Annotated in this window: 24 protein-coding genes; 12 read left to right on the top strand and 12 right to left on the bottom strand. The window is 69.0% G+C overall.

The features are described from left to right. Positions 1-15 precede the first annotated feature (15 nt). Entirely contained in the window at positions 16-576 is a 561-nt protein-coding gene (locus P0D62_RS09760) for an NADPH-dependent FMN reductase (protein WP_275702446.1), read from the bottom strand. A gap of 147 nt (positions 577-723) precedes the next feature. Further along, positions 724-2,211: a carboxylesterase/lipase family protein gene (locus tag P0D62_RS09755; protein ID WP_275702445.1), complete on the bottom strand. Its 1,488-nt coding sequence runs from the start codon at positions 2,209-2,211 to the stop codon at positions 724-726. Between the two features lie 273 nt (positions 2,212-2,484). On the opposite strand from P0D62_RS09755, the gene P0D62_RS09750 reads away from it, so the two are divergent. Next, positions 2,485-3,510, top strand: a complete 1,026-nt coding sequence (locus P0D62_RS09750) for an NAD(P)H-dependent flavin oxidoreductase (protein ID WP_275702444.1) — start codon at positions 2,485-2,487, stop codon at positions 3,508-3,510. A 22-nt stretch (positions 3,511-3,532) separates the two neighbouring features. Here P0D62_RS09750 and P0D62_RS09745 read toward each other — a convergent pair whose 3' ends face one another. Beyond that, entirely contained in the window at positions 3,533-4,219 is a 687-nt protein-coding gene (locus P0D62_RS09745) for an esterase/lipase family protein (RefSeq protein ID WP_275702443.1), read from the bottom strand. Between the two features lie 208 nt (positions 4,220-4,427). Here P0D62_RS09745 and P0D62_RS09740 point away from each other — a divergent pair, with 208 nt between their 5' ends. Then, positions 4,428-5,495, top strand: coding sequence for an LLM class flavin-dependent oxidoreductase (locus P0D62_RS09740; protein WP_275702442.1), 1,068 nt, complete (start codon positions 4,428-4,430; stop codon positions 5,493-5,495). Positions 5,496-5,529: 34 nt separating this feature from the next. Here the strand turns inward: P0D62_RS09740 and P0D62_RS09735 are convergent, their stop codons facing one another. Together P0D62_RS09735 and P0D62_RS09730 are read right to left on the bottom strand one after the other, a co-directional pair. Beyond that, a complete protein-coding gene (locus tag P0D62_RS09735) occupies positions 5,530-6,630 on the bottom strand; it encodes a CueP family metal-binding protein (RefSeq protein WP_275702441.1) in 1,101 nt (366 codons plus the stop codon). Between the two features lie 101 nt (positions 6,631-6,731). After that, positions 6,732-7,166: a DUF6153 family protein gene (locus P0D62_RS09730; protein WP_275702440.1), complete on the bottom strand. Its 435-nt coding sequence runs from the start codon at positions 7,164-7,166 to the stop codon at positions 6,732-6,734. 99 nt (positions 7,167-7,265) lie between these two features. On the opposite strand from P0D62_RS09730, the gene P0D62_RS09725 reads away from it, so the two are divergent. Then, positions 7,266-8,078: an HAD hydrolase family protein gene (locus P0D62_RS09725; protein ID WP_275702439.1), complete on the top strand. Its 813-nt coding sequence runs from the start codon at positions 7,266-7,268 to the stop codon at positions 8,076-8,078. On the opposite strand, the gene P0D62_RS09720 is transcribed toward P0D62_RS09725, so the two are convergent. Next, a complete protein-coding gene (locus P0D62_RS09720; protein ID WP_275702438.1) occupies positions 8,075-8,956 on the bottom strand; it encodes an HhH-GPD family protein in 882 nt (293 codons plus the stop codon). The genes P0D62_RS09725 and P0D62_RS09720 overlap by 4 nt on opposite strands. A gap of 41 nt (positions 8,957-8,997) precedes the next feature. Here P0D62_RS09720 and P0D62_RS09715 point away from each other — a divergent pair, with 41 nt between their 5' ends. Genes P0D62_RS09715 through P0D62_RS09705 form a run of 3 tightly spaced genes read left to right on the top strand, consistent with a single transcriptional unit; the run spans position 8,998 to position 11,544 of the window. After that, entirely contained in the window at positions 8,998-9,948 is a 951-nt protein-coding gene (locus P0D62_RS09715; RefSeq protein ID WP_275702437.1) for a metal ABC transporter substrate-binding protein, read from the top strand. A 1-nt stretch (position 9,949) separates the two neighbouring features. Further along, complete coding sequence (locus tag P0D62_RS09710; RefSeq protein WP_275702436.1) at positions 9,950-10,690, top strand: metal ABC transporter ATP-binding protein; 741 nt, start codon at positions 9,950-9,952, stop codon at positions 10,688-10,690. Further along, positions 10,687-11,544: a metal ABC transporter permease gene (locus P0D62_RS09705; protein ID WP_275702435.1), complete on the top strand. Its 858-nt coding sequence runs from the start codon at positions 10,687-10,689 to the stop codon at positions 11,542-11,544. The genes P0D62_RS09710 and P0D62_RS09705 overlap by 4 nt, the downstream gene beginning before the upstream one ends. On the opposite strand, the gene P0D62_RS09700 is transcribed toward P0D62_RS09705, so the two are convergent. Then, a complete protein-coding gene (locus P0D62_RS09700; protein WP_275702434.1) occupies positions 11,524-12,207 on the bottom strand; it encodes a metal-dependent transcriptional regulator in 684 nt (227 codons plus the stop codon). The two genes, P0D62_RS09705 and P0D62_RS09700, sit on opposite strands and share 21 nt — an antisense overlap. A 158-nt stretch (positions 12,208-12,365) precedes the next feature. Between P0D62_RS09700 and P0D62_RS09695 the strand changes: the two genes are divergently transcribed. Beyond that, complete coding sequence (locus tag P0D62_RS09695; RefSeq protein ID WP_275702433.1) at positions 12,366-13,427, top strand: ANTAR domain-containing protein; 1,062 nt, start codon at positions 12,366-12,368, stop codon at positions 13,425-13,427. A gap of 16 nt (positions 13,428-13,443) precedes the next feature. Here the strand turns inward: P0D62_RS09695 and P0D62_RS09690 are convergent, their stop codons facing one another. The 5 genes from P0D62_RS09690 to P0D62_RS09670 form a co-directional block, all read right to left on the bottom strand. Continuing rightward, positions 13,444-13,587, bottom strand: coding sequence for a GPGG-motif small membrane protein (locus P0D62_RS09690; protein ID WP_275702432.1), 144 nt, complete (start codon positions 13,585-13,587; stop codon positions 13,444-13,446). Between the two features lie 81 nt (positions 13,588-13,668). Beyond that, positions 13,669-14,466 carry a sigma-70 family RNA polymerase sigma factor gene (locus P0D62_RS09685; RefSeq protein WP_275702431.1) on the bottom strand — a complete coding sequence of 266 codons (798 nt, stop codon included), beginning with the start codon at positions 14,464-14,466 and terminating at the stop codon, positions 13,669-13,671. Positions 14,467-14,652: 186 nt separating this feature from the next. Then, a complete protein-coding gene (locus P0D62_RS09680) occupies positions 14,653-14,805 on the bottom strand; it encodes a YHS domain-containing protein (protein WP_275702430.1) in 153 nt (50 codons plus the stop codon). A 90-nt stretch (positions 14,806-14,895) separates the two neighbouring features. Continuing rightward, positions 14,896-17,088 (bottom strand): MMPL family transporter, encoded by a 2,193-nt coding sequence (locus P0D62_RS09675; protein WP_275702429.1) that lies wholly within the window; start codon positions 17,086-17,088, stop codon positions 14,896-14,898. Positions 17,089-17,193: 105 nt separating this feature from the next. Next, positions 17,194-18,336 (bottom strand): resuscitation-promoting factor, encoded by a 1,143-nt coding sequence (locus P0D62_RS09670; RefSeq protein WP_275702428.1) that lies wholly within the window; start codon positions 18,334-18,336, stop codon positions 17,194-17,196. Positions 18,337-18,482: 146 nt separating this feature from the next. Between P0D62_RS09670 and P0D62_RS09665 the strand changes: the two genes are divergently transcribed. The 5 genes from P0D62_RS09665 to P0D62_RS09645 are packed head-to-tail and all read left to right on the top strand — an operon-like array spanning position 18,483 to position 23,244. Next, on the top strand, positions 18,483-18,812 hold the full coding sequence (locus tag P0D62_RS09665; RefSeq protein WP_275702427.1) for a hypothetical protein: 330 nt from the start codon (positions 18,483-18,485) through the stop codon (positions 18,810-18,812). A 1-nt stretch (position 18,813) separates the two neighbouring features. Then, positions 18,814-20,166, top strand: coding sequence for a tripartite tricarboxylate transporter permease (locus tag P0D62_RS09660; protein ID WP_275702426.1), 1,353 nt, complete (start codon positions 18,814-18,816; stop codon positions 20,164-20,166). 11 nt (positions 20,167-20,177) lie between these two features. After that, entirely contained in the window at positions 20,178-21,134 is a 957-nt protein-coding gene (mvk, locus tag P0D62_RS09655) for a mevalonate kinase (protein WP_275702425.1), read from the top strand. Beyond that, the gene (mvaD, locus tag P0D62_RS09650; protein ID WP_275702424.1) at positions 21,131-22,147 is read left to right on the top strand and encodes a diphosphomevalonate decarboxylase; all 1,017 of its coding nucleotides are present in this window, start codon (positions 21,131-21,133) and stop codon (positions 22,145-22,147) included. Before mvk ends, mvaD begins: the two co-directional genes overlap by 4 nt. Beyond that, positions 22,147-23,244, top strand: a complete 1,098-nt coding sequence (locus P0D62_RS09645) for a phosphomevalonate kinase (protein ID WP_275702423.1) — start codon at positions 22,147-22,149, stop codon at positions 23,242-23,244. Before mvaD ends, P0D62_RS09645 begins: the two co-directional genes overlap by 1 nt. Positions 23,245-23,247 lie beyond the last annotated feature (3 nt).

Here is a 23,247-nt window from a genome sequence, read left to right as displayed (position 1 = left end):
CTATTCGGAGGCGGGTCAGCGCAGCGGGCTTAGGGCTCCGTGGAGACGCAGCAGCTCGTCGAACTGGAGCTGCAGGACGCTCGACTGCTGCTCGTTCGGCTCGAAGCGGCCGTCGTCGCCCAGCTGCTTCTGCGGGAAGTTGATCTCGATGTTGCCCCTGGTCATCACCATGCCCAGCGCGCTGACCACCGGGCGCAGCGACACCTGGGCGCGGGTGCCGCCCGAGTTGCCGCCCCAGTTCACGAAACCGACGGGCTTGCCGCTCCACTCCTCGTGCAGGTAGTCGAGCGCGTTCTTGATGGCCGTGCTGTAGCTGTGGTTGTACTCGGGGAAGGCGAACACGAAGGCGTCGGCCTCGTCGGCGCGGCGGCTCCAGTCGATGGTGTGCTGCTTGGTGTATTTGCGCAGCCGCGGGTGGTGGGGCTCGTCCATGAGGGGCAGCGCGATCTCCGCGAGGTCGGCGAAGTCGACGTCGAAGCGCCCGTCGGCCTCTGCAGCCCGCTTCACCCACTCGGCGATGGGCAGGCCGATTCGGCCCTCGCGGACGCTGCCGACGACGATCATGAGCTGTGGCACGGGTATCTCTCCAGTCTTCGAATTCGAACTCACTGGAGATTACTCCGGGATCAAAACAGGAGCCAACGGCACCTCAGCGCTGGTCGGTGACACCGAACCACATGCCGGCCGCGGCACGCATGTGCTCGGCCCGGGATGCTTCCCGGCTCAGATCAGGGCGTCGACGGAGGCGTAGGCGTCGGCCTCGTCGCGGGTGGGGAGGTCGTAGACGCGGGAGATGCGGGTGGCCTCGTCGTGTCGCGTCCAGCCGGGATCGCCGGCGACGACGAAGGAGACGGCGCCAGCGTGCACCTGATCGGCCAGTTCCTGCGGTGGATTAGGCCCGGCCAGGGGCTCGATCGCGGGGCCGTCGAGGCAGTCGAAGAAGAACGGCACGTCGACGCAGTGCTCCGCGAAACCGAAGGTGGCTGACGGCCAGGAGAAGCGATACACCCAGGTGGGAGCCCGGCCGCGGTCCGCGACGACGGCGCGCAGCGGGACGCGGAACATGCGGTCGGTGAGCAGGCGTCCGGCGAGGCGGAGGGGCCCGAGGGCCGCGATGTCAGCGTTGTCGCTCAGGTATCGCTCCCGGGCGCTGCCGCGGAGGCCGAGGCCGTCCAGCAGCGCCTCCTGCGGAACGTCGCGCAGCCGCTCCGCGGCTCCGGTGAACGCCATGGTGAACTCGTCGCCGGTGGCGCCGATGACCAGCGGTGTGTCCGCACCGACGCCCATCCTGAGCGACTCCGAAGTGGGTCTCGGGATCAGGTCGCCGTCGATGACGGGGCCAAGTGGGAGTCCTTCGTCGACGGTGGCGGCAATGGCTTCCTCGCCGAGGTCTGCGGCCTTCCGCTGCAGTTCGAGGAGGCGCTCCTCCGGCACCGAGGCGAAGCCCTCCCGGGTGGGGGCGATGCCGGCCGCCTCCGCTAGTTTCTGGGAGAAGGCTCGGGCGCGGGTTTCAGTGAGGTCAGCGACCGCACCGGAGATGGCATAGACACCGTGGAACAGGTGCTGCGCCTTCTCCATGCCGAGCAGCGTCAGGACGGCTCCACCCCCGGCCGACTGCCCGGCGATGGTGACCCGTCCGGGATCACCTCCGAAGGCCGCGATATTCCGCTGCACCCACTCCAGGGCAAGCAGCCAGTCGCGCACGCCGCGGTTCTGCGGCACACCGTCGATCCAGCCGAAGCCGTCGAAGCCGAGGCGGTAGGAGACGGTGACGGTGACCACGCCGTCGCGGTTGAAGTTGCGCCCGTCGTACCACGGGCTGGCCGGCGAGCCGGCAACGTAGCCGCCGCCGTGGATCCACACCATCACCGGGAGCCCCTCGCCTGAAGCTGCCGGCTCGGGGCGCGGGGTGAAGACGTTCACGTTGAGAGTGCTCTCCCCCTCTATGGAGGGCTCGGGGATGAGCGTGATGCCGGGGTCGCCGCGTTGGGCGGTGGCGCCGAAGTCGAGCGCATCGAGGATGCCTTCCCAAGGCGCCTTCGGAGCCGGAGCGGCGAACCGGAGTTCCCCGACGGGAGCCTCCGCGAAGGGGATGCCGAGAAAAGCGGCGGAGCGAGGCTCACCGCGACCACCCGTCGTCGGACGCCAGCGTCCGCGCACACGCCCGGCCGTCGTGTCGACCTCGACGAATTCCTCGGTCCGTTCCTCCATGCCGGCTCTCCTTCGATGCTGTCGGCTTCGGATGCAGCCTATCGCCGTCCGCGAGGGAGATATTGACGATGGGCTCCGAGCGATGACGCGCCGAGCCGGTTGCCGTAGCTCGTCGCGGCTCTGGGCGGCGTCGATCGTCGATCTGGCGTGCTGCCCCCGGCGGCCTCATTGATCGGTGCTTCTCTCGGGCTGCCGAGATGGTTGCCTTCGGAGACAGGCGCGGCGAGGATGGGCGGACATGGTCGTCGGCCGGTTGCGAGAAAGGAGCCCACGATGCCATCTCGATCGCTGCTCGGCTCGGCCCTGCCGCTGGCGGCCGCGCCCATGGCAGGCGGCCCCACCACCGTCGCCTTGGCCGAAGCCGTGGCCCGAGCCGGCGGGTTCCCGTTCCTGGCCGCTGGATACAAGTCAGCGGAGCAGATGGCTGCCGAGATCGCGGCCCTCAGGGGAACGGGAGCCCTGTTCGGGGTCAACCTGTTCGTGCCATCGCACGAGGGCGTCGATCACGGAGCTGTGCGCGCATATGCCCAGGAGATCGCGGCCGAGGCGCACGCCTTGGGAGCGCCGCTCGGCGAGCCCGTCGCCCGTGATGAAGATGGCTGGTCGGAGAAGCTGGCGATGCTGCTGGCAGAGCCTGTGCCGGTGGTCTCGCTGACCTTCGGTCTGCCAGATCCCGCGGACATCGCAGCCTTGCGCGGAGCGGGCTCCGTGGTGCTCGCCACCGTGACATCCGCCGGCGAGGCCGTCGAGGCTCAGCGCGCCGGAGTCGACGGACTGATCGTCCAGGGGTTTGCGGCCGGCGGTCACAGCGCGGTGCACGACCCGACGACGCTTCCGGCGCCGATCGAGACCCACGAGTTGGTGGCGCTGATCCGGGAGGTGGCGGACCTGCCACTCATCGCCGCTGGCGGGGTGGACGGGCCGCGGGCTGTGCGTCGGCTGCTGGAGGCCGGGGCCGAAGCGGTCGTCGTCGGAACACTGTTCCTGCTCGCCGACGAGGCGGGCACGTCGGCCACCCACCGCGCGGCACTCGCTCGGTCTGACGCCGTCGATACCGTCTTGACAAGGGCCTTCACCGGCCGTCCAGCGAGGGCCTTGCGCAACGGCTTCATCGACAGGCACGACGCCGCAGCCCCAGTTAGCTACCCCGCTGTGCATCACCTCACCCGGCCCATGCGCCAGGCCGCCGCCCTCGCCGGCGACGCTGACCGGCTCCATCTCTGGGCCGGCACCGGCTACCGCCACGCCCGCCCCGGCCCGGTCGCCGACATCATCCGCTGGCTGTCCACCGCTCTTTGAGGTGCGGGCGCCAGCGAGCACCTCAAAGAGCGTGGAGGACTACCTCTTCCAGCACCTGCGGATCGGCGAGGACGCGGAAGTGACCCATGGCGTCGACGGGGATGTTGGTGGCGCCGTCGAGGTGTGACCCTCCGGGGATGTGCGGGTCGAAGGACGGGCAGATCGAGACGATCTTGTGATTCACCTCGGGATGGGCGGACAGATCCAGAATGGTGGCGTCGTCGGGCGCCAAGGACCGCACGACGCGCGACGGGATCAGCCGGGCCAGCACGGAACCGGAGAACGGCGTGGCGATGGTCACCACGCGGCGCACCCTCGACGACTCGGCTCCGAGCAGCACGCGCTTGGCGATCAACCCGCCCTTGCTGTGCGCGACGATCACGGCGTCGCCAAGGTCTCGCGCCGCCAGATACGCCTCGACGAGCACCGCCGCGTCGTCCACCGTCGCGGTATTTCGACGCAACTCCGGCAGCACGTGGATCGGGTGGCCGGCGTCGCTCAACCGGTCGGCGACCAGGCGCATCACCGTCCATTCCTCCAGCACACCGGGAATGATCACCACCGGACTGCGATCACCCCGCAGGTAGCGCTGCGGCACGTCGCGCCGAACCACCCCGTCGGCGAGGGCGCGAACGATCCACCAGTAGTCGGCACCCCAGAACCGGCCGCGTCGCAGCGCCGAACGCACACCCTTCCTGCCGTCTCCCATCCCGCGATTCTCCCACGACGAACCCAAGCCAGAACGAGTGGGCAGTGGCCGATTCTCGTCACCAGACACCGCAAAATCGGCCAATGGCCGATTTTCCTGGAATGGGTTCAGGGTCCGGAGGTCGGGGACGGGCGGGGCGGTCGGGGCGCGTATCAGCGCGGCTGACGAGGCGGCGAAGGCTCCTGGTGCAGCGGGCTAATCTGGCTGGATGAAGCTCTCCGTGTTGGATCTGATCGGCGTACGCAAGGGACAGACGACGAGCCAGGCCCTCCGGGCCAGCCGCGAGTTGGCGGAGGCCGCTGACCGGCTGGGCTACACCCGATATTGGGTGGCCGAGCACCACAACACCGAGTCGGTGGCTTCGACGACGCCCGCCGTCGAGCTGATGTACCTGGGGCAGAACACGCATCGGATCCGGCTGGGTTCCGGCGGCGTGATGCTGCCCAACCACTCCGCGCTGGCCATCGCCGAGCAGTTCGCGCTGCTGGCGGCCGTCTACGGCGACCGGATCGACCTGGGCATCGGGCGCGCACCCGGCACCGACCAGCTCACCTCAGCGGCCATCCGCGGGCAGCTTTCCGGCGGGCACTACGTCGACTCTTCCGGTCGCGCCGCCGACCCTGTGCGCGACTTCCCCCAGCACGTCGAGGAGATCCAAGCGCTGCTCAGCAGCGACGGCGCCGTCTTCCAGCTTCCGCTGGGTCGCACCTACCGGCTGCGCCCGGCTCCCGACGTGCAGCATCCGCCGCAGATCTGGCTGCTCGGCTCCAGCGACTACTCGGCCGAACTCGCCGCCCAGCTCGGGCTGCCCTACGTGTTCGCCCACCACTTCTCGGGCATCGGCACCGAACGTGCGCTGGCGCTGTATCGCAGCGGCTTCCGCAGCCAGGGCGACACGACGCCCCGCACCTTCGTCAGCGTGAACGTCTCCGTGGCCGACAACGAGGCAGAGGCCTGGGCGCTGGCCGAACCGCACATGTTGGCCATGGCCAGGCTCCGCACCGGAGGCGCGCTGGAGAAGGGGCGCTTCGTCGGCCGCGACGTGCGCTCGGCCCTGAGCGACGACCTGCGCGAGATGGTCGCACCCATCGTCGAGAGCTGGGCCATCGGCGATCCGTCCCAGGTGGCCGACCAGCTTCGCGAGACCGCCGCGCGTTTCGACGTCGACGAGATCATGGTGCACCCCGTGCAGGGCGCCCGCGAGACCGACCCCATCGACTCCTGGCCGGCCAGGCTCCGGGGCCTCGAACTCCTCGCGGAACAACTGCTCCGCTGAGCCGAGACCCCGGTCGCATGAATCGGAACGGGCGCTACGCCAGCGGCAGCGTCGTGACGCAGGTGGCGGCCTCGTCGCCCTTCGTGGAGATCGGCGACGTGGCCACCTTGCCGTCGTGTTCGACGGTCAGGGTGCCGTCGATGTCGCGCGGCAGCCAGACGCCGAGGAAGCCGTTGTCGTAGGTGGTCGACGCCTCGTCCAGGATGGTCGTCCCCGCAGCGTCGGTGACGGTGACCTTCACGTCGGCACCCCGCAGCTCGCCGGTGCAGGTGGTGAGGCTGTGGAACCAGCAGTCGTGGGTCTGGCTCACGTACGGCGCGAAGGAGACGTAGAGCTCGTCCTCCGGCATCGGCACCGTGGCCTCGCGCTGCTCGTCGTCGGCCAGCACCAGGCCAGTGGGCCTGATCGACGCCATCAGGTCGGTGGGGCGCTCGGCCAGCGGCATGGTGTCGAGCTTCTCGATGATGCCGCGGGCGTCGAGTCCGTCCAGGCCATGGGCCGCGAGGATCGCGCCAGTCGCCTCGTCGACGGTGTCGCCCGGCTGGCCGAGAAGCTCGCGCATCAGCGTGATCTCGGCGGTCTGCGCGTCGATGATCCGCTGCGCCAACGCGACGGCATCGGCGTCGGCCCCTTGCTTCACCTCGGTCTCGGCCATCTCGACGGCACCCTCGTGGTGCACGATCATCTGCTCGAGGAACAACCGCGACGCCTCGTCGCCGGGCGCGGCCTCAAGAGCGGCCATGTCGTCCTCGGTCATCATGCCGTCGCCATGGCCCATGTGACCCATGTCGATGTGGGAGGTATCGACGCCCCAGGCCTCCAGCCAGCCCTGGAGCTGCTCGATCTCGGGGCCTTGCGCCGCCTTGATCTCCTCAGCGAGGGTGGCGACCTTCTCGTCGACGCCGTCCTTGGCCAGCAGCACGTCGGACATCTCGATGGCCTGCTCGTGGTGCGGGATCATCATGGCGGCGAACATCTTGTCGGCGTCATTAGCCTCCGAAGCATCGGCGGAGACCGACGGGCTGGGGCTCTGGCTAGGGCTGTTGGTCGGCGCAGGATCGTTGCCGGCGCAGCCGGACAGGACGAGTCCAGCAGTGAGGGTGAGTGCGGCGAGGGCCGCGATACGGATTTTCATGGGGTGTTCTCCTGGTCAGTTCCTGAGGTATCTGTCCGCCCGGTCGGTGCAGACATCCGGTGGGTGACGGACGCGGGCCGCGTCGTCCCCCAGCGGGCACCTCAGGTGCGACTGATGCAGAGAGCGTGAAGGGAAGGCGGACGGGGCGTCACCGCGACCGGCCTGAGCCTCGTCGCCCTTTCGCGAACGAGGCCAGGAGCCCAGAGCCTCAGCAGGCGCGGCGGCAGGATCCCCACCATCGCAAGGAACAACAGGAAGACGCACGCCACCGCGGCGTGCAGGTGCTCGGCCGCTCCATCCTGATCGTGGCGGTGATCGTCGTGCGAATGGCCGACGACGGCGTCCGCGACGCTGGACGTCGCGTCGTGCGCGATCACATCCACCACAGCCGGCACCGCTCCCGCCTGAGCGGCGGGCGTGCCGTGCAGGCCAAGAACGTGCATCCCGAGCAGGCCCATGATCAGCAGGAGCAGCGCAGGCAGCAGCAGAAGCGCCCCTTGGCCGGGGCGCGATCTGGTGTACGCGGCCGTCGTCATCGCGACCCAGTCTACGTAAGGCACCGGGCAGCGATAAGGAGGGCCCGACTGGTCGGCACTCGGAGCAACCGCTGATGGTCTGGTAACGTCCAAGAACCAATGACTAAGAGCATCTTCATCGACTTCGACGGCACCTTCGCCGACTACGGCCAGGTTCCGCCCGCCCACATCGAGGCGGTGCACCAGGCTCGCGACGCCGGCCATCGCGTATTCCTCTGCACCGGACGCGCCAAGACCATGGTTCCCCGCCGCTTCCTGCATTCCTTCTTCGACGGGCTGGTCTGCGCGGCCGGCGGTTACGTCGAACTCGACGGCCAAGTCCTGGCTGACGTGCGCTACCCCTCAGACCTGGCCGCCAAGACCGCCGCTCTGCTCGTCGAGCACGACGCGACCTTCATCCTGGAATCACCAGATCGTCTTCTCACCTCGCCGGCATCCGCGGATCGCCTGCGGGCATTCTTCGAGCCGCTGCTGGACCGCGGCGAGGTTCTCGGCGAGGGCCTACTGAGCGCCGTGGAGGCGCGCGAGGATCTCAGCGACGCGTCGTTCAGCAAGGTCTCGATCATGAGTTCCCCGATCGAGGTGACCACGATCGCCGAACTCATCGGCTCCGAGATCGGCGCACTGCCCAACTCGGTCACCGGACGCAGCGGCCATGCCGGCGAGCTGTACCTGCTGGGCGTGGACAAGTCGCTCGGCATCGCTACCGTCGAGCAGCATCTGGGCCTCAACCGCGCCGACATCATCGCCATCGGCGACGGGATGAACGATCTGGAGATGATCGGCTACGCCGGCATCGGCATCGCGGTGGACGGCGCACCCGTCGAGGTGCTGGCCGCCGCGCAGCACGTCATCCCCGGCCCCACAGGCGAAGGCGTCGTCCAAGCCTTCCGCGATCTGGGCTTGATCTAAGGAAGCATCCCGGCGCCCGGGAGTCTCAGCATCCCGTCGGTGAGCTCGACCAAGCCGTCGGCGAGCAGCGTGGCGAGCGCCCGCTCACGCTGGAGCGGGTCGGGCCAGTCCGGGTGCACGTCGTCGACCGGCAGCGCATGGCCATCGATCTCACGCAGCGCCCGCAGCACCGCGCCCCTGGCCTGGCGGTCGCTGCCCTCGTACGTCGCCTGCTTCCGACGGGCATCGCCCGTATCCGGATAGCCGGCCGCACGCCACGCGCAGAGGCTCGTCACGGGGCAGATCTCGCAGCGGGGCACCCGGGCCAGGCACACCGTCGCCCCCAGCTCCATGGTGGCGGCGTTGACCAGCGCCGCGTCAGAGACCTCCGCGGGCAGCACACCTTCCATCGCGACGAGGTCTCGCTTCGACGGCGGTCCCGGCTGGGAGCGCCCGTCGAGAACGCGCGCCAGCACCCTCCGGGTGTTCGTATCGACGACGGGGTGCCGGTCACCGTAGGCGAAGACGGCCACGGCCCGCGCGGTGTAGTCGCCGATCCCAGGCAGCGCCAGCAGGGCGTCGACCTCTCGCGGCACCACGCCGTCGTGCCGGTCGCGGATCACTTCTGCCGCCTGCCGCAGCCAGAGCGCCCGGCGCGGATAGCCGAGATTGGCCCACTGGTGAACCACCTCGGCGGGCGTGGCGCCGGCGAGCGCCGTGGGCGTGGGCCACCGCTCCAGCCACGCCTCCAGCATCGGAATCACCCGAGTCACCGGGGTCTGCTGGAGCATGAACTCGCTGACCAGCACTCCCCACGCGCCGAACCCCGGCCGCCGCCACGGCAGATCCCGGGCATGCTCGCGGTACCACGCGATGAGCGGGGTGGCGACATCAGGCATCCGCCCAGCATAGAAGTGCAATGGGGACTATGATGTTAGGCATGACGAACTTTCGATTAAGGTTCAACGAATATCGTCGTCGCATCGGCGCAGCGGGAGTCGCGCTGCTCTGTGCTCTGAGCCTCGCAGCCTGCACCGAAAACCCGGACGAGACTCCGGAGGACACCGGCACACCCGTCGTGCTGACCACCTTCACCGTGCTGGCCGATGTCGCGAGCAACGTCGCCGGGGACCATCTCCGGGTCGAGTCGCTCACCAAGCCCGGCGCCGAGATCCACCACTACGAGCCGACTCCCAGCGACATCCGCCGCGCGGCCGACGCCGACCTGATCCTGGACAACGGGCTGAACCTCGAGCTCTGGTTCGAGCGCTTCGTCGCCGACCTCGACGTACCCCATCACGTCGTCAGCGACGGCGTCGACGTGATCGACATCGCCGAGGACGCCTACCGCGGTCTGCCGAATCCGCATGCCTGGATGAGCCCGCTCAACGTGGGCGTCTACGTCGACAACATGGCGAAGGCGTTCAGCGAGCTGGACCCCGCGCATGCCGACGACTTCGCGGCGAACGCGGCGGCCTACAAGGACCAGCTCGAGGCGGTGCATGACGACCTGGTCGACGCGCTCAGCGTGCTGCCCGAGCAGCAGCGGGCGCTGGTCACCTGCGAGGGAGCCTTCTCCTACCTCGCCAGGGACGCGGGCCTGACGGAGCGCTACATCTGGGCGGTCAACGCCGAGCAGCAGGCGACGCCCCAGCAGATCGCCGCCACCATCGAGTTCGTCGAGGACAACGAGGTGCCCGCCGTGTTCTGCGAGTCGACCGTGTCCGACAAGCCCATGCAGCAGGTGGTCGCGGCCACGGGCACCGCGTTCGGCGGAACCCTCTACGTCGATTCCCTCTCCGAGGCCGACGGCCCCGTGCCGACCTATCTCGACCTGATCCGTCACGACACCGAGGTGATCGTCGGCGGCCTCACCGGAGGGACGCAGTGAGATGATCCCCGCGATCGACGTCCGCGACGTCACAGTCCGCTACGGCGACGTCCTCGCGCTGGACGGCGCGACCCTGAGCATCGAGCGGGGCCGCGTCTGCGGCCTCATCGGCATGAACGGCTCGGGCAAGTCGACCCTCTTCAAGACGATCATGGGCATGCTGCGCCCCGACCAGGGCGACGTGCTGATCGACGGCGACCAGCCCGGTTGCGCGCGACGCACGGGCCGCGTCGGGTATGTGCCTCAGCGCGAGGACGTCGACTGGAGCTTCCCGATCTCGGTGCGCGACGTGGTGATGATGGGCCGCTATGGCCACATGGGGTTCACGCGCCGCCCTCGGCCGGCCGACCGCGAGGCCGTCGACGCCGCCCTCGAAAGGGTCGGCCTGAACGACTACGCCCGGCGCCAGATCGGCCAGCTCTCCGGCGGTCAACGCAAGCGGGCATTCGTCGCGCGCGGCATCGCCCAGGGGGCGGCGACGCTGCTGCTCGACGAGCCCTTCGCCGGGGTCGACAAGGCCTCCGAGGCCACGATCACTCGCCTGTTGCGGGAGCTGGCCGACGACGGCCACACCGTCTTGATCTCCACCCACGATCTCCACGCCCTGCCCGACCTGGCCGATGACGCGGTCCTGCTGATGCGCCGGGTTCTCATGCACGGCCCACCCCGGGATGTGCTGCGGCCGGAGAACCTGGCGCACGCGTTCGGCTTCGACGTACTGGCCGAGGGAGACGCGGCATGATCGACATCCTGCTGGATCCTTTGAGCTACGAGTTCATGACGCGGGCGCTGGCCACGGCGCTGGTCTCCTCGATCGTGTGCGCCGTGCTGTCGTGCTGGCTGGTGCTGATCGGCTGGTCGTTGATGGGCGACGCGGTGTCGCACGCCGTGCTGCCTGGCGTGGTGCTCGCGTACGTGGCCGGGCTGCCCTTCGCGCTGGGGGCCGCCGTCTTCGGCTTCCTCGCGGTGGCCCTGATCGGCGTGGTGCGCGACACCAGCCGGGTCAAGGAGGACGCCGCGATCGGCATCGTCTTCACCACCCTCTTCGCTCTCGGCCTGGTGCTGATCTCGGTGATCCCGTCCCAGACCGACCTCAGCCACATCATCTTCGGCAACCTGCTGGGCGTATCAAGCGCCGAGCTCGTGCAGGTGGCCATTCTGGGCGCCCTCACCTTCGTCGTGCTGATCGCCAAACGGCGCGACTTCACCCTCTTCGCCTTCGACCCCACCCACGCGCACGCGATCGGTCTCAACCCGCGCCTGTTGAGTGCCATGCTGCTCGGGCTGCTCGCGCTCACGTCGGTGGTCGCGCTGCAGGCCGTGGGCGTGATCCTGGTGGTGGCGATGCTCATCATCCCCGGCTCGACCGCCTACCTGCTCACCGACCGGTTCCCCCGCATGCTGGTGATCGCGCCGTCGTTGGCGAGCGTCTGCGCCGTGACCGGCCTCTATCTCAGCTACTACCTGGACACCGCGTCCGGTGCCATGATCGTGCTCGCCCAGGGGGTCGTCTTCGCGGGGGCGTACCTCTTCGGTCCGCGCCACGGAGTCCTCGCCCAGCGCGTCCGCCGACGTTCAGCGCGTCGTGTCGCCTGACACGAACAGCGCGGCCATCGGCGCCCGCCCCAGCGTGACGGGCTCGCCGGCGTCCTCGACGCGCACCTGCACCGCGTCGGAATACGGCGGGCCGTCGGTCACCTCGAGGCGCGCCCCGACGACGATGCCGTGGCCCACGAAGAACTGCAGCAGGGCGGGGTCGTCGTCGGCGATCCGCTCCACCACCACCGACTGACCGGCGTGCGCGTACGCCAACGGCTCAGCCACCAGGTGCGGGACCGAGCCGTCGGCGGCCGGGATCGGGTCGCCATGGGGATCCCTGGTGGGGAAACCGAGGAACTCGTCGATCCGCTCCACCATGAAGTCGGAGACGGCGTGCTCCAACGCCTCGGCCTCGTCGTGCACCTGCTCCCAGCCGTAGCCGAGGGTCTCGACGAGGAAGGTCTCGATCAGCCGGTGCCGGCGCACCATCGCGACGGCGTACCCGCGCCCGCGCTCGGTGAGCGTCACCGCGCCATAAGGCGTGTGCTCCATCAGGCCCTGCGTGGTGAGCCGGCGCACGGCGTCGGAGACGGAGGACAGCTTCACCCCGCTCTTCTCCGCGATCAGGCTGGGGGTCACGGGCGCGTCCGACCACTCCGAGAGGCTCCACACCACCTTGAGGTAGTTCTGAGCGCTCGCCGACAACTCGGTAACCGACATCCATTTCCTCGTTCCCGCGACCGACAACGTCGATTCAGCGTATCCGACGAGGCGCGACACCCGGACCCGGCTATATTGCCTACCACCGGCACGCAGGAGATCCTCGCCATGCATCATCGTCTCGTCCTTGACCGCTCCGCACCGCATCGTGTCGCGCGATGAACTCGGAACAGTTCGCACTCCCGCCGACCAACCCGCCCCTCTCCGCCGAGGAAGAAGCCAGGATCCACCTGATCGACGCGGACTGGCGGCGCGCCGTCGTCGAGTGCATTCAGGACGGCGTTTTTCTCTTCGACGCCGAAGGCACCGTCATCGAGATGAACCAGGCGTTCATCGACCTCCTCGGCTATCAGCCGGCCGATGGCCCCTACCGTCCGCCTTACCCGTGGTGGCCGTCGGAGGAGGAAGACCCCGAGGGGCTCGCGGAGGTCCGCCATCACCACGACGCGCACCTCTCCCCCGCCCATAGCGACAGCGAGCTGGTGCTCTATCGACGCGACCGCAGCCGCGTCTGGGTTCGCTCGTCCGGCGCCAGCATCCATCACGGCTCCCTCGGCACCACGCATCTGCGCGTACTGCGCGACATCACCCGTCTGCACGAGGCGACGGAGCGCCGCGCGGCGGCGGCCCATGTGGCACGGAGCTTCGCCACGGTCGACGAGCTGAGCACCCTGCTCAAGATCGCCGAGTACGGCTTCGAGCTGCTTTTCGACGGCGACTGCACCATCCGCCTGGGCGACGGCGAGAACCAGCGATGGTTCGGCGACTGGAGCATCGAGACCGCCGACTCGCTACCGCTTCCCGTGAGGGTCGGCTTGGACGGCCAACCCAGCCCCGACGCGGTCAGCCTCCGGCCGGGCATCTTGCTCCTCCCGCCGACGCCCGACATGGAGTGCCGGGCCTGGGTGCAGTTCCCACGCCCGCGTCGCATCACCGTCGACGAGATGGTCGCGGCGGACCTGCTGGCCGCCGGCCTCGCCGCAGCCCTGCAACGAATCCTCGCCATCCACCAGGCCTCCGATCGGGAGGCTCATCTCCAGGTGGCGGTCCAGAGCCATCGCCTCATCGGGCAGGCGACCGGGGTTCTCGTCGAGCGGCACAGGCTGGTGCCGCCGGCTGCCTTCGAGCGACTACGTCAGGCGAGCCAACGTCGCAACCTGAAGCTCAGGGAACTGGCCACCAGGGTGATCGAGAGCGGCCTGGATCCCGAGGACGCATAGCGCCTTTTCGCATCCGTCAGGTGAAGATGCTGACGCCTCCCGGGCCGACCATCAATCCGACGACGATCAGCACGATGCCCCACAGGATCTGCTTCCGGATGAGCGCCAGAATGCCGCCGACCACGAGGACCGCGGCGATGATCCACAACACGAGAGCCATGGTGAGTTCCTTTCCTTGGACTTCCTCCCACTACCCACACATCGACGCCCGAAACATCGATCCGGGGATTGCCGCGCGGCACTACGCTGCGCAGGCGGCGTCGGGAGTCAGCAGGAGGCGGAGCCGGCCGAGGAGCGCGCGCAGGATCCTGGACACCTGCATCTGGGACACTCCGAGCCGTTCCGCGATCTGGGACTGGCTCATCCCGTCCTCGAACCGCCACCGCAACAGGCGACGCTCGGGGGAAGGCAGCGTGCGGACCGCCCGGCGTAGGTCGAGGCGATCGAGCAGAACTGCGATGTCGTCGCCATCGTCGGGCACGGTGTCGGCCAGACGGACGCCGGAGTCCGGTTGAGCGGGCCGATCCAGCGAGACGAGGTGGAACGCACCGGAGGCTTTGAGGCACTCCCGGATCGCCTCCGGTGTCTCGTCCAAAAAGGCGGCGACGTCGTCGAGGGTCGGCTCCCGGCCGTGCTCCTGGGCCAGCCGTTGCTGCGTCGCGAGGACGCGCGGCCGCAGCTCCTGGACGGCGCGGGGCGGGCGCACCATCCAGGCGTTGTCGCGGAAGTGACGTTTCAGCTCGCCGGTGATCGTGGGGACGGCGAATCCCACGAAGGACGTCTCCGCCTCTGGACGGAATCTTTCGATGGCGCCCATCAGCGCCAGCCGGGCCACCTGAACGAGATCCTCCCGATCGCAGCCTCGGCCTGCATATCTGTTGGCCAGCGCGTCGCACAGCGGGAGATTGAGTTCCGCGATCCGGTTGGCCAGACGCCGCTTCTCTGCGGATCCGCCCGAAGACGCGAGTCGATGAAAGAGTTGTGCGGTGCGCTTCTCGCGCTCCTCGTCCGTGATTGTCGTCGCATGCCCACGTGCCATGACGGCCCCCTCCCGGGAACACAGCAAAGTCGGCACGTGGTTTGACCGCTTCGGCTACCTCCACGCTGCCACAAGACAAGGCCATTGGCAATGGCTCGCCGCTCGCCCACAGGAGAGGAAAGAGCCGGCAGGGCTTGGGGGACGCCCTGCCGGCTCGGCATGTGGACCGCGGGGATCGACGAAGATCTACTCGCCGACGTAGGTCTTGGGATCCTTCAGGAACTGCTCGCGGCAGCCCTCGGAACAGAAGTAGTAGGACTGCCCGTCATAGGGCTCCGAAAGCGCGAGGTGGGGATTGACCTCCATCGCGCACACCGGACACTGGTTCTCGGCACTCATCTTGTTCTCCTTCTCTCAACGGATAGGCCGTCACCATCCACATACCCAGGAGCACCCGGCGCTAAACAACGCCGCCAGACCTCGGGCGACCTAGCGTTCGGAGGGCAGCGCGTGGCGTGGGACGCCGCGGGCCAGACGCGACGGCCACCAGACTCGGTCCTCAATGTCCAGAGCGAGGGCCGGGACGAGCAAGGTGCGCACCACGAAGGTGTCCAGCAGCACGCCGAAGGCGACGATGAAGGCCAGCTGCACCAGGAACAGGATCGGGATCACCGAGAGCGCAGCGAAAGTGGCGGCCAGCACCAGGCCGGCCGAGGTGATCACCCCGCCCGTGATGGTCAGGCCACGGATCATGCCATCTCGGGTGCCGCGCGTCAGCGACTCCTCCCGGACTCGTGTCATCAGGAAGATGTTGTAGTCGATGCCGAGCGCCACCAGGAAGACGAAGCCGTAGAGCGGCACGGCGGGATCGGCGCCCGGAAAACCCAGGACGTGGTTGAACACCAGCGCCGCCACGCCCATCGCGGTGCCGAAGGAGACGACGGTGGTGAGGATCAGCAGCACCGGCGCCAGCACGCTGCGCAGCAGCACCATCAGGATCACAAGGATCACGGCCAGCACGACGGGGATGATCAGATTGCGGTCGTGGATCGAGGCGTCGTTGGTGTCGATGGCGGTGGCGGTCACGCCTCCCACCAGGACGCCGTCGGGCAGCTCGTCCCGCAGCGCCCGGACAGCAGCCTCCGCGTCGGCCGAATCTGGGGCGTCGCTCAGCGTCGCCTGCAGCAGCACCTGACCGTCGACGACGGTGGGCTCCGGAACGGGCGTGCCCGGCGGACCGAAGGCCATGACGCCCTCCTCCGTGACGGGCGCGCTGCCGCTGGGCGAGTCGGCCGAGACGACGGAAACGGAAGCGACGCCGTCGTGCGCGAGCAGCGCGTCGGCGAGTTCTTGGAGCGACGCCTCCGGGGCGAGCACGAGGGCCGGGCTGCCCGAACCTCCCGGGAAGTGGGTGCCCAGCGCCGCCTGGCCGTCTCTGGCCTCAGAGGCGCCCAGCACCAGATCGGAACGGGCCACGCCCGTCGCCTGGAGCTGCAGCACGCCCAGGCTGCCGGCCAGCATGACGAGCGTGGTGACGATCCACACGGGCCGCGGATGCGCGGCGACGAACCGGGCCACTCGCGCCCATAGACCGGTGGTGAGCACCTGGTCGCGGTGCGCGTCGGCGTCCGGATCGAAGCGCGGGATCCGGGGCCAGAAGGCCGCCCGGCCGAGCAGCGCCAGCGCCGCAGGCAAGAAGGTGAGCGCAGCGACCATGGCGAAAAGGATCCCGATCGCAGCCACCGGTCCGAGCCCGCTGTTCGACTTCAGATCGCTCAGCAGGAGGCACAGCAGGCCAGCGATCACGGTGCCACCGGAGGCGGTGATGGGCTCGACGCATCCCTTGAGGGCGGTCCACAGGGCCGCGCTGCGGTTGCTCGTCAGGCGCAGCTCCTCGCGGAATCGGGCGACGAGCAGCAGCGAGTAGTCGGTGGCGGCGCCGATCACCAGGATGAACAGGATGCCCTGGGTCTGCCCGCTGAGCAGGAGAACCCCGGCCTTGGCCAGCCACCACACGGTGAGCAGCGCGACGCAGAGCGCGAAAACGCTGGTCGACAGCACCACCAGGGGCAGCAGCAGCGAGCGATAGACGACGATCAGGATCACGAACACCGCAGCCAACGCGACGCCCAACAGGATGCCGTCGATGCCACCGAAGGCCTCCACAAGGTCGGCCGAGAAACCCGCGGGCCCGGTGACGAACACGTCCACTCCGTCGGGTGCGGCGGCGCGAAGGGCCGCGCCCAGATGGACCACCACGTCGGCGACATCGGAGTCGGCGTCGATGGGCACGAAGACCTGAGCGGCCATCCCGTCCTCCGATGGGAGGACCGGCGAGGAACCCTCCGCCACACCGTCGACGGACTGCGCGTCGTCGAGGGCCTCGGCGAGCGCGGCCAGATCGTCGTCGCCGAGTTCCCGAGTGGCCGCGAAAACGACGATGGCGGGAATCGCGTCGGAGTCGGTGAACCGGGACTGCGCCTTGTGCACGGTGGTGGCGTCGGCGGAACTCGGCAGGTAGGCGGTCGGGTCGTTGGACGACACCTCGTCCACCTGGCCGAACTTGGGCCCGCCCAGCCCTGCTCCGACGAGCCAGACCAGCAGGATCAAGGCTGGGACGAGGACGCGAGCCCACCCTCGCGTCGTGCCCCCGGTGACGTCGCCGTCGGCGTGTGTGTCCATGGCACCTCCTCCCCCGATCCTGCCACTTCCTCCAGTACAAAAAGTCCCGCCGGCAGGCGCGATGCCTGCCGACGGGATCTTGAAGACCCTTGAAGGCCGTAGAGCCTAGGCGCAGGACCAGGGCTGCGTGCCGCGCTGGGCGTAGAGGCGGTTGGCCACGGTGATCTGCTCCGCGCGGGTCGCCTGGTGGGGGTACTCCGCGAAGTCCTGGCCATTGACGCCGCGCCAGGTCTCCAGGCTGAACTGCAGGCCGCCGTAGTAGCCGTTGCCCGTGTTGATGCTCCAGTCGCCGCTGGACTCGCACTGGGCGATCCTGTCCCACATGCCCTCGTTGGCCATGTTGATGCCCGCACCGCTCGACGAGCCACCGGAGGAACCGCTGGAGGACGAGCTGTTGGAGGTCTTCACCTCGACCTTGGTGCCCACCTTGACAACCTTGTCGACGGGCTCGGCCAGCACCTTCTCCTTGACGACCTCCCGATCGGTCTCCTTGCCGTTGACGGTGGTGACCTCGTAGGTGCGCTTGATCTTGCCCTTCTTGCCCTTGGTCGCCACCTCGGTGGTGCCCTTGAGCAGGGTGGAGTCCTTCTTCTCGATCGTCGTGAAGGCGGTCTTCTCGGTCTTGGTCTCCGTGGTCACGACGACGCGGTCGAGCACGATCTCAAGATCGTCGACCAGCGCGGTGCCCGCCTTCGGCGTCAGCTTGTCGGTCTCCCCGACGGTGAGGTTCTGCTCCGCGAGCAGGTCGGCCACGGTGGCGACGGTGCTGGTCAGCTCCTCGGCCTTCTCACCGCCGACGCTCAGCGTGACGGTCTTGGGCATCCGCACGTCGACGTCCAGGCCCGAACGCGGAACGGCAGCCGAGCGGGACACCGACAGCCAGGCCTGTTCCATGCCCTCGGGGTCGGCGAGGGCGGCGGCGTCGAGAGCCTCGTCCAAGGTCAGGGCCGTGGTGGTGATGGTCAGAGGCTCGCCGTCGATATCCAAGACGATGTCCCTGGCGTAGCGCACGGTGACCATGCTTCCGTCGGACACCGCAGAGTCGAGCGAGGGCAGCACGAGGTCTTCGTCGGACACCTCGACGTTCTGCGCCGCCAACACGTCGGCGACGGTGGCATTGAATCCGCCGGCGGCGATCACCTCGCCGTCGATGTCGAGCTGGACGTCGTTATGCAGCACCGCGCCGGCGATCACGCCACCGGCGACGAGCAACGAGGCCACCCCGAAGGCAACGATCTTCTTCTTCACAGCAGGTTCCCCCGAGCCGAGTTCAATGACACGAACAAAGTCTCTCAATTCTGAGAATAAAATCAAAATTTCTCAGGAACTCCGCGTTTTCCGCCGCCAGCCCGCGCGATTGTCAACAACCCACCGAAGAATTAAGCTACGTTGTCGTGCCTAAATTTGATTCACCCGATGCCCCTCCGCTCGATCACGACGAGCAGTACATCGAGGTGTGGAACGACCTGGTCTCGGCCGGACACCTGACCTGGTCGCTCATCTGCTGCGCGGCCACCACCGCCATCGCGCTGCTCATCGCCACCGCTCTCTCCGCAAACCTGTTCCTCTGGGGCCTCGGCGGATCCGTGATCGGTTTCATCGTCTGCGCCGTGCTCATCTCCCCCAAGCGCGACGTGCGGATCGTCGGCGACGACGACCTCGCCGACGACAGCAGCGCGGCCCTTGCCGAGGCGGGGTCCACCACCACGACATCCGCCTCCTGATATGGACGTCTCTCTGCTCGTCCAGCTGCCGATCGCGGCCGTCGCGGCGATCCTGCTCTACACCTTCATCGGTTTCATCCCCGGCACCGACGAGACCAGCGTGCTGGTGCCCGTGACCCTCGCGCTTGTGCTGGCCGGCGTCGCCCCGATCGTGGTGCTCACCTTCTTCATCGCGGCCATCGTCACCCTCAATCTCACCAACGCCATCCCCACCGCCCTCGTCGGCCTGCCGGGCGGCGTCTTGTCCACCCCGATGATGGAGGACTCGCTCTATCTGAAGGAACAGGGCAGGGCGGCGGAGACCATCAAGAAGATGGCGGCCGGCAGCGCGATCGGCACCGTCGTGGCGATCCCGGTGAGCCTGGCCATCGCGACGGCGATCACCCCCTATGCGGAGACCCTGCGCCAATACGGCTCGCTGCTGTTCGTCATCGGCGCGGTGGTCCTGGCGCTGCTGGGCGCGAACCGGCTGCTGTCGCTGCTCGCCATCGTCCCGCTGTCGCTGCTGTTCCAGGGGCTGCTCTCGCTGTATCGCGCGCAGGGCGTCATCCCAGAGGACGGCAGCATCTCGGTGTCGTTCTTCCTCGGCATCACCATCGGACCCATGCTGGTGTCGATCCTCGGCCTCCTCAACCGCAAGAAGCGCGACGCGCTGCCGCGTCGCCGCCCCGTCCAGCTGAACATCTCGCGCCGGGAGCTGAAGGGACAGTCGCTGGTCCCCCACAACATCCTGACCAAGGGCGAGGCCGCGCGCACCGGGTTGCTGTCCCTGATCACCACCCCCCTGTTCGTGCTCAGCCCCGTCGGGCTGACCTTCCTGCTGGGCAGGGCCGCCGAGGGGCGCGGCGGCGATCGCCTCACGAAGGCCAACCGCTCGATCACGGCGATGAACGGCATCGCGCACGCGGCCTATCTGTCCGGAACGATCATCCCGCTGCTCGCCGTCGGCATTCCGCTGTCGCCGGTGGCGATCGGCCCCGCGCAGGCGCTGTTCAACGCTCCCCCGGTGCTCTCGCTCGACAACAACCTGCACCACCTGCTCAGCACCGGGCAGTTCGTCGCGGCGGTGCTCGTCGGAGCACTGCTGGCGCTGGTGGTCACCTACATCATCGCGGTGCGCTACTCGTACCAGATCACCTACTTCGTGATGCGCTACATCCCGCACGAGGCGGTGCTCGGCCTGTTCGTCGGCTTCATCCTGCTGCTGGCCTTCCTCGACGCGGGCGTGGCCAACATCTTCGGCGTTCTTCTCGTTGGCATCGCCTGCGGCACCTTCAACAAGCTGGGCGTGGGTTACGGCGTACAGTTCATGACGCTGTACGCCTCCCCTTGGATCGTGCAGAACCTGCTATGAGAAGGGCTCTCGTGACGCCACACGTCGGACTCGGCCAGACCGCGGCCAAGATCATCCTCTTCGGGGAGCATTCCGTGGTCTACGGTCACCCCGCCATCGCGTTGCCGCTGCGGTCGCTGCGCATGCGGGCGACGGTGGAGCCGGTGAGGGAGAACGACGCGCCGAGCACGCTCACCGCGCTCGGCTGGTCTGGGGCCCTCAGCGATGCCCCGTCGCACTTCGCCAGCATCCAGCGCGCAGCCGCCGTCGCGACGGAGTTCGTCGGGGCACCGGAGGCGCGGCTGGCCCTCACCACGGAGTCGGAGTTCCCGGCGCAGCGGGGGCTCGGCTCGTCGGCCGCAGCGGCGGGCGCCGTCATTCGCGCGGTCCTCGACGCCTACGACGCGTCGGCCACCCCGGAGGAGATCTTCGACCTGACCCAGGAGGCCGAGAAGGTGGCCCACGGGCGTCCCTCCGGGCTCGATGCCGTGGCCACCTCGGCGACGGCACCCGTCCACTTCCAGGCCGGACGCACCACCCAGTTGGACCTGACGCTCAACGCCTGGATCGTCATCGCCGACTCCGGCATCCAGGGCAGCACCCGTGAAACGGTCGCCCAAGTGCGGCGGCAATACGACGAGTTCTTCGAGGCCACCAACGAACGCCTGGTTCGGCTGGGCGAGATCACCACCGAGGCGCTGGACGACCTTCGTGAGGGGCGCGTCGAGCGCCTCGGGGCCAAGATGACGGAGTCCCACGCGCTGCTCTCGGCGCTCGGGGTCAGCAACGATCGCCTCGACGCGCTGGTCTCTGCGGCCCTGGGCGCCGGGGCCCTCGGCGGCAAGCTCACCGGCGGAGGCGGTGGCGGCTGCGTCATCGCGCTCGCCCGCACCCGCCAGGACGCCCAGCTGGTGGAGGCTGCGATGCGGGATGCCGGCGCTGACGCCACCTGGAGCCACGCCCCGTCGAGCGAGGAGGTGGCCGCATGACCCGGCCTGGCACCGCGACGGCGACCGCGCACGCCAACATCGCCCTCATCAAGTACTGGGGCAAGGCCGACGACCGGCTCATCCTCCCCCGCACGTCGAGCCTCTCGCTGACGCTCAACGAGCTGTACGCCACCACGACGGTCCGGTTCCTCGACGACGCCCACGAGGGCGACGCGGACCGGGCCACCATCGACGGCGTACCGGTGACAGAGCGAGCCCTCGCCCGCATCGTGGCGCTGCTCGACCTGGTCCGCGAGCGCGCGGGCATCGGCGCTCCGGCGGAGATCACCTCGCTGAACACGGTGCCGACAGCTGCTGGGCTCGCCAGCTCCGCCTCCGGTTTCGCGGCGCTGACGGGTGCCGCGGCCGCAGCGGCGGGGCTGAGCCTCGACCCCCGAGAGCTGTCCCGGCTGGCCAGGCGTGGCTCCGGCTCGGCGTCGCGCTCGATCTTCGGCGGGCTGGCCATCTGGCATGCCGGCACCGACGACGCGTCGTCCTACGCGGAGCCGCTGGGCGTGAGCGCGGACGGTGACGACTTCGCCGCCCAGCTGGCCATCGTCGTGCTCGTCCTGGATGCGGGTCAGAAGGCCGTCTCCAGTCGTGAGGCGATGCGCCGGACGGTGCAGACGTCGCCGGAGTACGAGCCTTGGGTGCGCCGGCACGCCGACCAGCTGGCGGAGGCCTTGGACGCCGTGGCCCACCGGGATCTCGCCCGGCTGGGCGAGGTGGCGGAGGCCAACGCGCTGGGCATGCACGCCACCATGCGCGCGGCCACCCCGCCGGTCGACTACCTGACGGATGCGAGCCACGCGGCGCTCTGGGCCGTCCGGGATGCCAGGGCAGCCGGGGTGCCGGCGTGGGCGACGATGGACGCCGGACCCAACGTCAAGGTGCTCACCCGCGCCGATCAGGCTGAGGCGCTGGCGGCGCGGCTGCGCGAGAGGCTGGCCCCGTCGGTGCCGAACCTGCGGACGATCGTGACCCATGCCGGCCCCGCGCTGAAGGTGATCTGATGAGCCACGCGTGGGCCACTGAAGTGAGGGCGCCGGGCAAGCTCTATGTCGCCGGCGAGTACGCCGTCGTGGAGGCGGGCTTTCCCGCCGTGCTGGTCGCCGTTGACCGCTACGTCACGGTGCGGGTGCGGGACGCGGCCGAGACGGGCCGGATCACGTCGGATCTCCACGCGGGCAGCTGGCTGGAGTGGTACCGACGCGACAGCGACATGGTCGTCGAGCCGGATCACGCCCCGTTCAGCTTCGTGCTGGCGGCGATCCGCGTCGTGGAGGAGGTCGCGCTGGCGCTCGGCGAACCGCTGAAGATCTTCGACCTCAACATCACCAGCGAGCTCGACGACGACTCCGGCCGCAAGTTCGGCCTTGGCTCCTCCGCCGCGGTGACGGTCGCCACCGTCCGCGCGCTGTGCGCCCACTATCGCCTGGATCTGAGCCGCATGGAGCAGCTGAAACTCGCCCTGCTCGCGAGCATCGAGGTGCAGCGGTCGGGCTCCGGCGGCGACATCGTCGCCAGCATGTTCGGAGGATGGATCGCCTACACCGCCTTCGACCGGGAATGGGTCCGCGCCGCGCGACGCGACCACACGTCGGCAGAGCTGCTCACCATGGAATGGCCCGGCCTATCCGTGCGACGCGTGCCGCCGCCCGAAGGCCTCCGGCTGCTTGTGGGATGGACGGGCTCGCCGGCGTCGACGTCGCGTCTGGTGGGAGCCGTGCAGGCACGCAAGTCCCAGAGCGGGCTGGACTACCTGCAGTTCCTCACGCAGAGCCGCTGGTGCGTCGACGCGCTCATCGAGGCGCTGGACGAGGGACGGACCAACGACATCCTCGCCGCGATCCGGCGCAACCGCGAGCTGCTGAGGGAGCTCGGGGAACGCACCGGCATGACGATCGAGACGCCGACGCTGCGCCATCTCATCGAGACGGCGGAGCAGCACGGCGGAGCGGCGAAGACCTCGGGCGCCGGCGGAGGCGATTGCGGCATCGTGCTCATCGACGACGACGCCAACGTCGATGGGCTGCTGGCCGCATGGGAGAGGGCCGACATCCGGGTGCTCAACCTGCATGTCCACCAGCCCGAAGGGCAGATGGGGTGATTC

Origin of the sequence: Tessaracoccus caeni (genome assembly GCF_029211185.1) — a bacterium.
GTDB classification, from domain to species: domain Bacteria; phylum Actinomycetota; class Actinomycetes; order Propionibacteriales; family Propionibacteriaceae; genus Arachnia; species Arachnia caeni.
The sequence above is the reverse complement of the archived record's forward strand: the minus strand, read 5'-3'. Positions and strand labels throughout refer to the sequence as shown.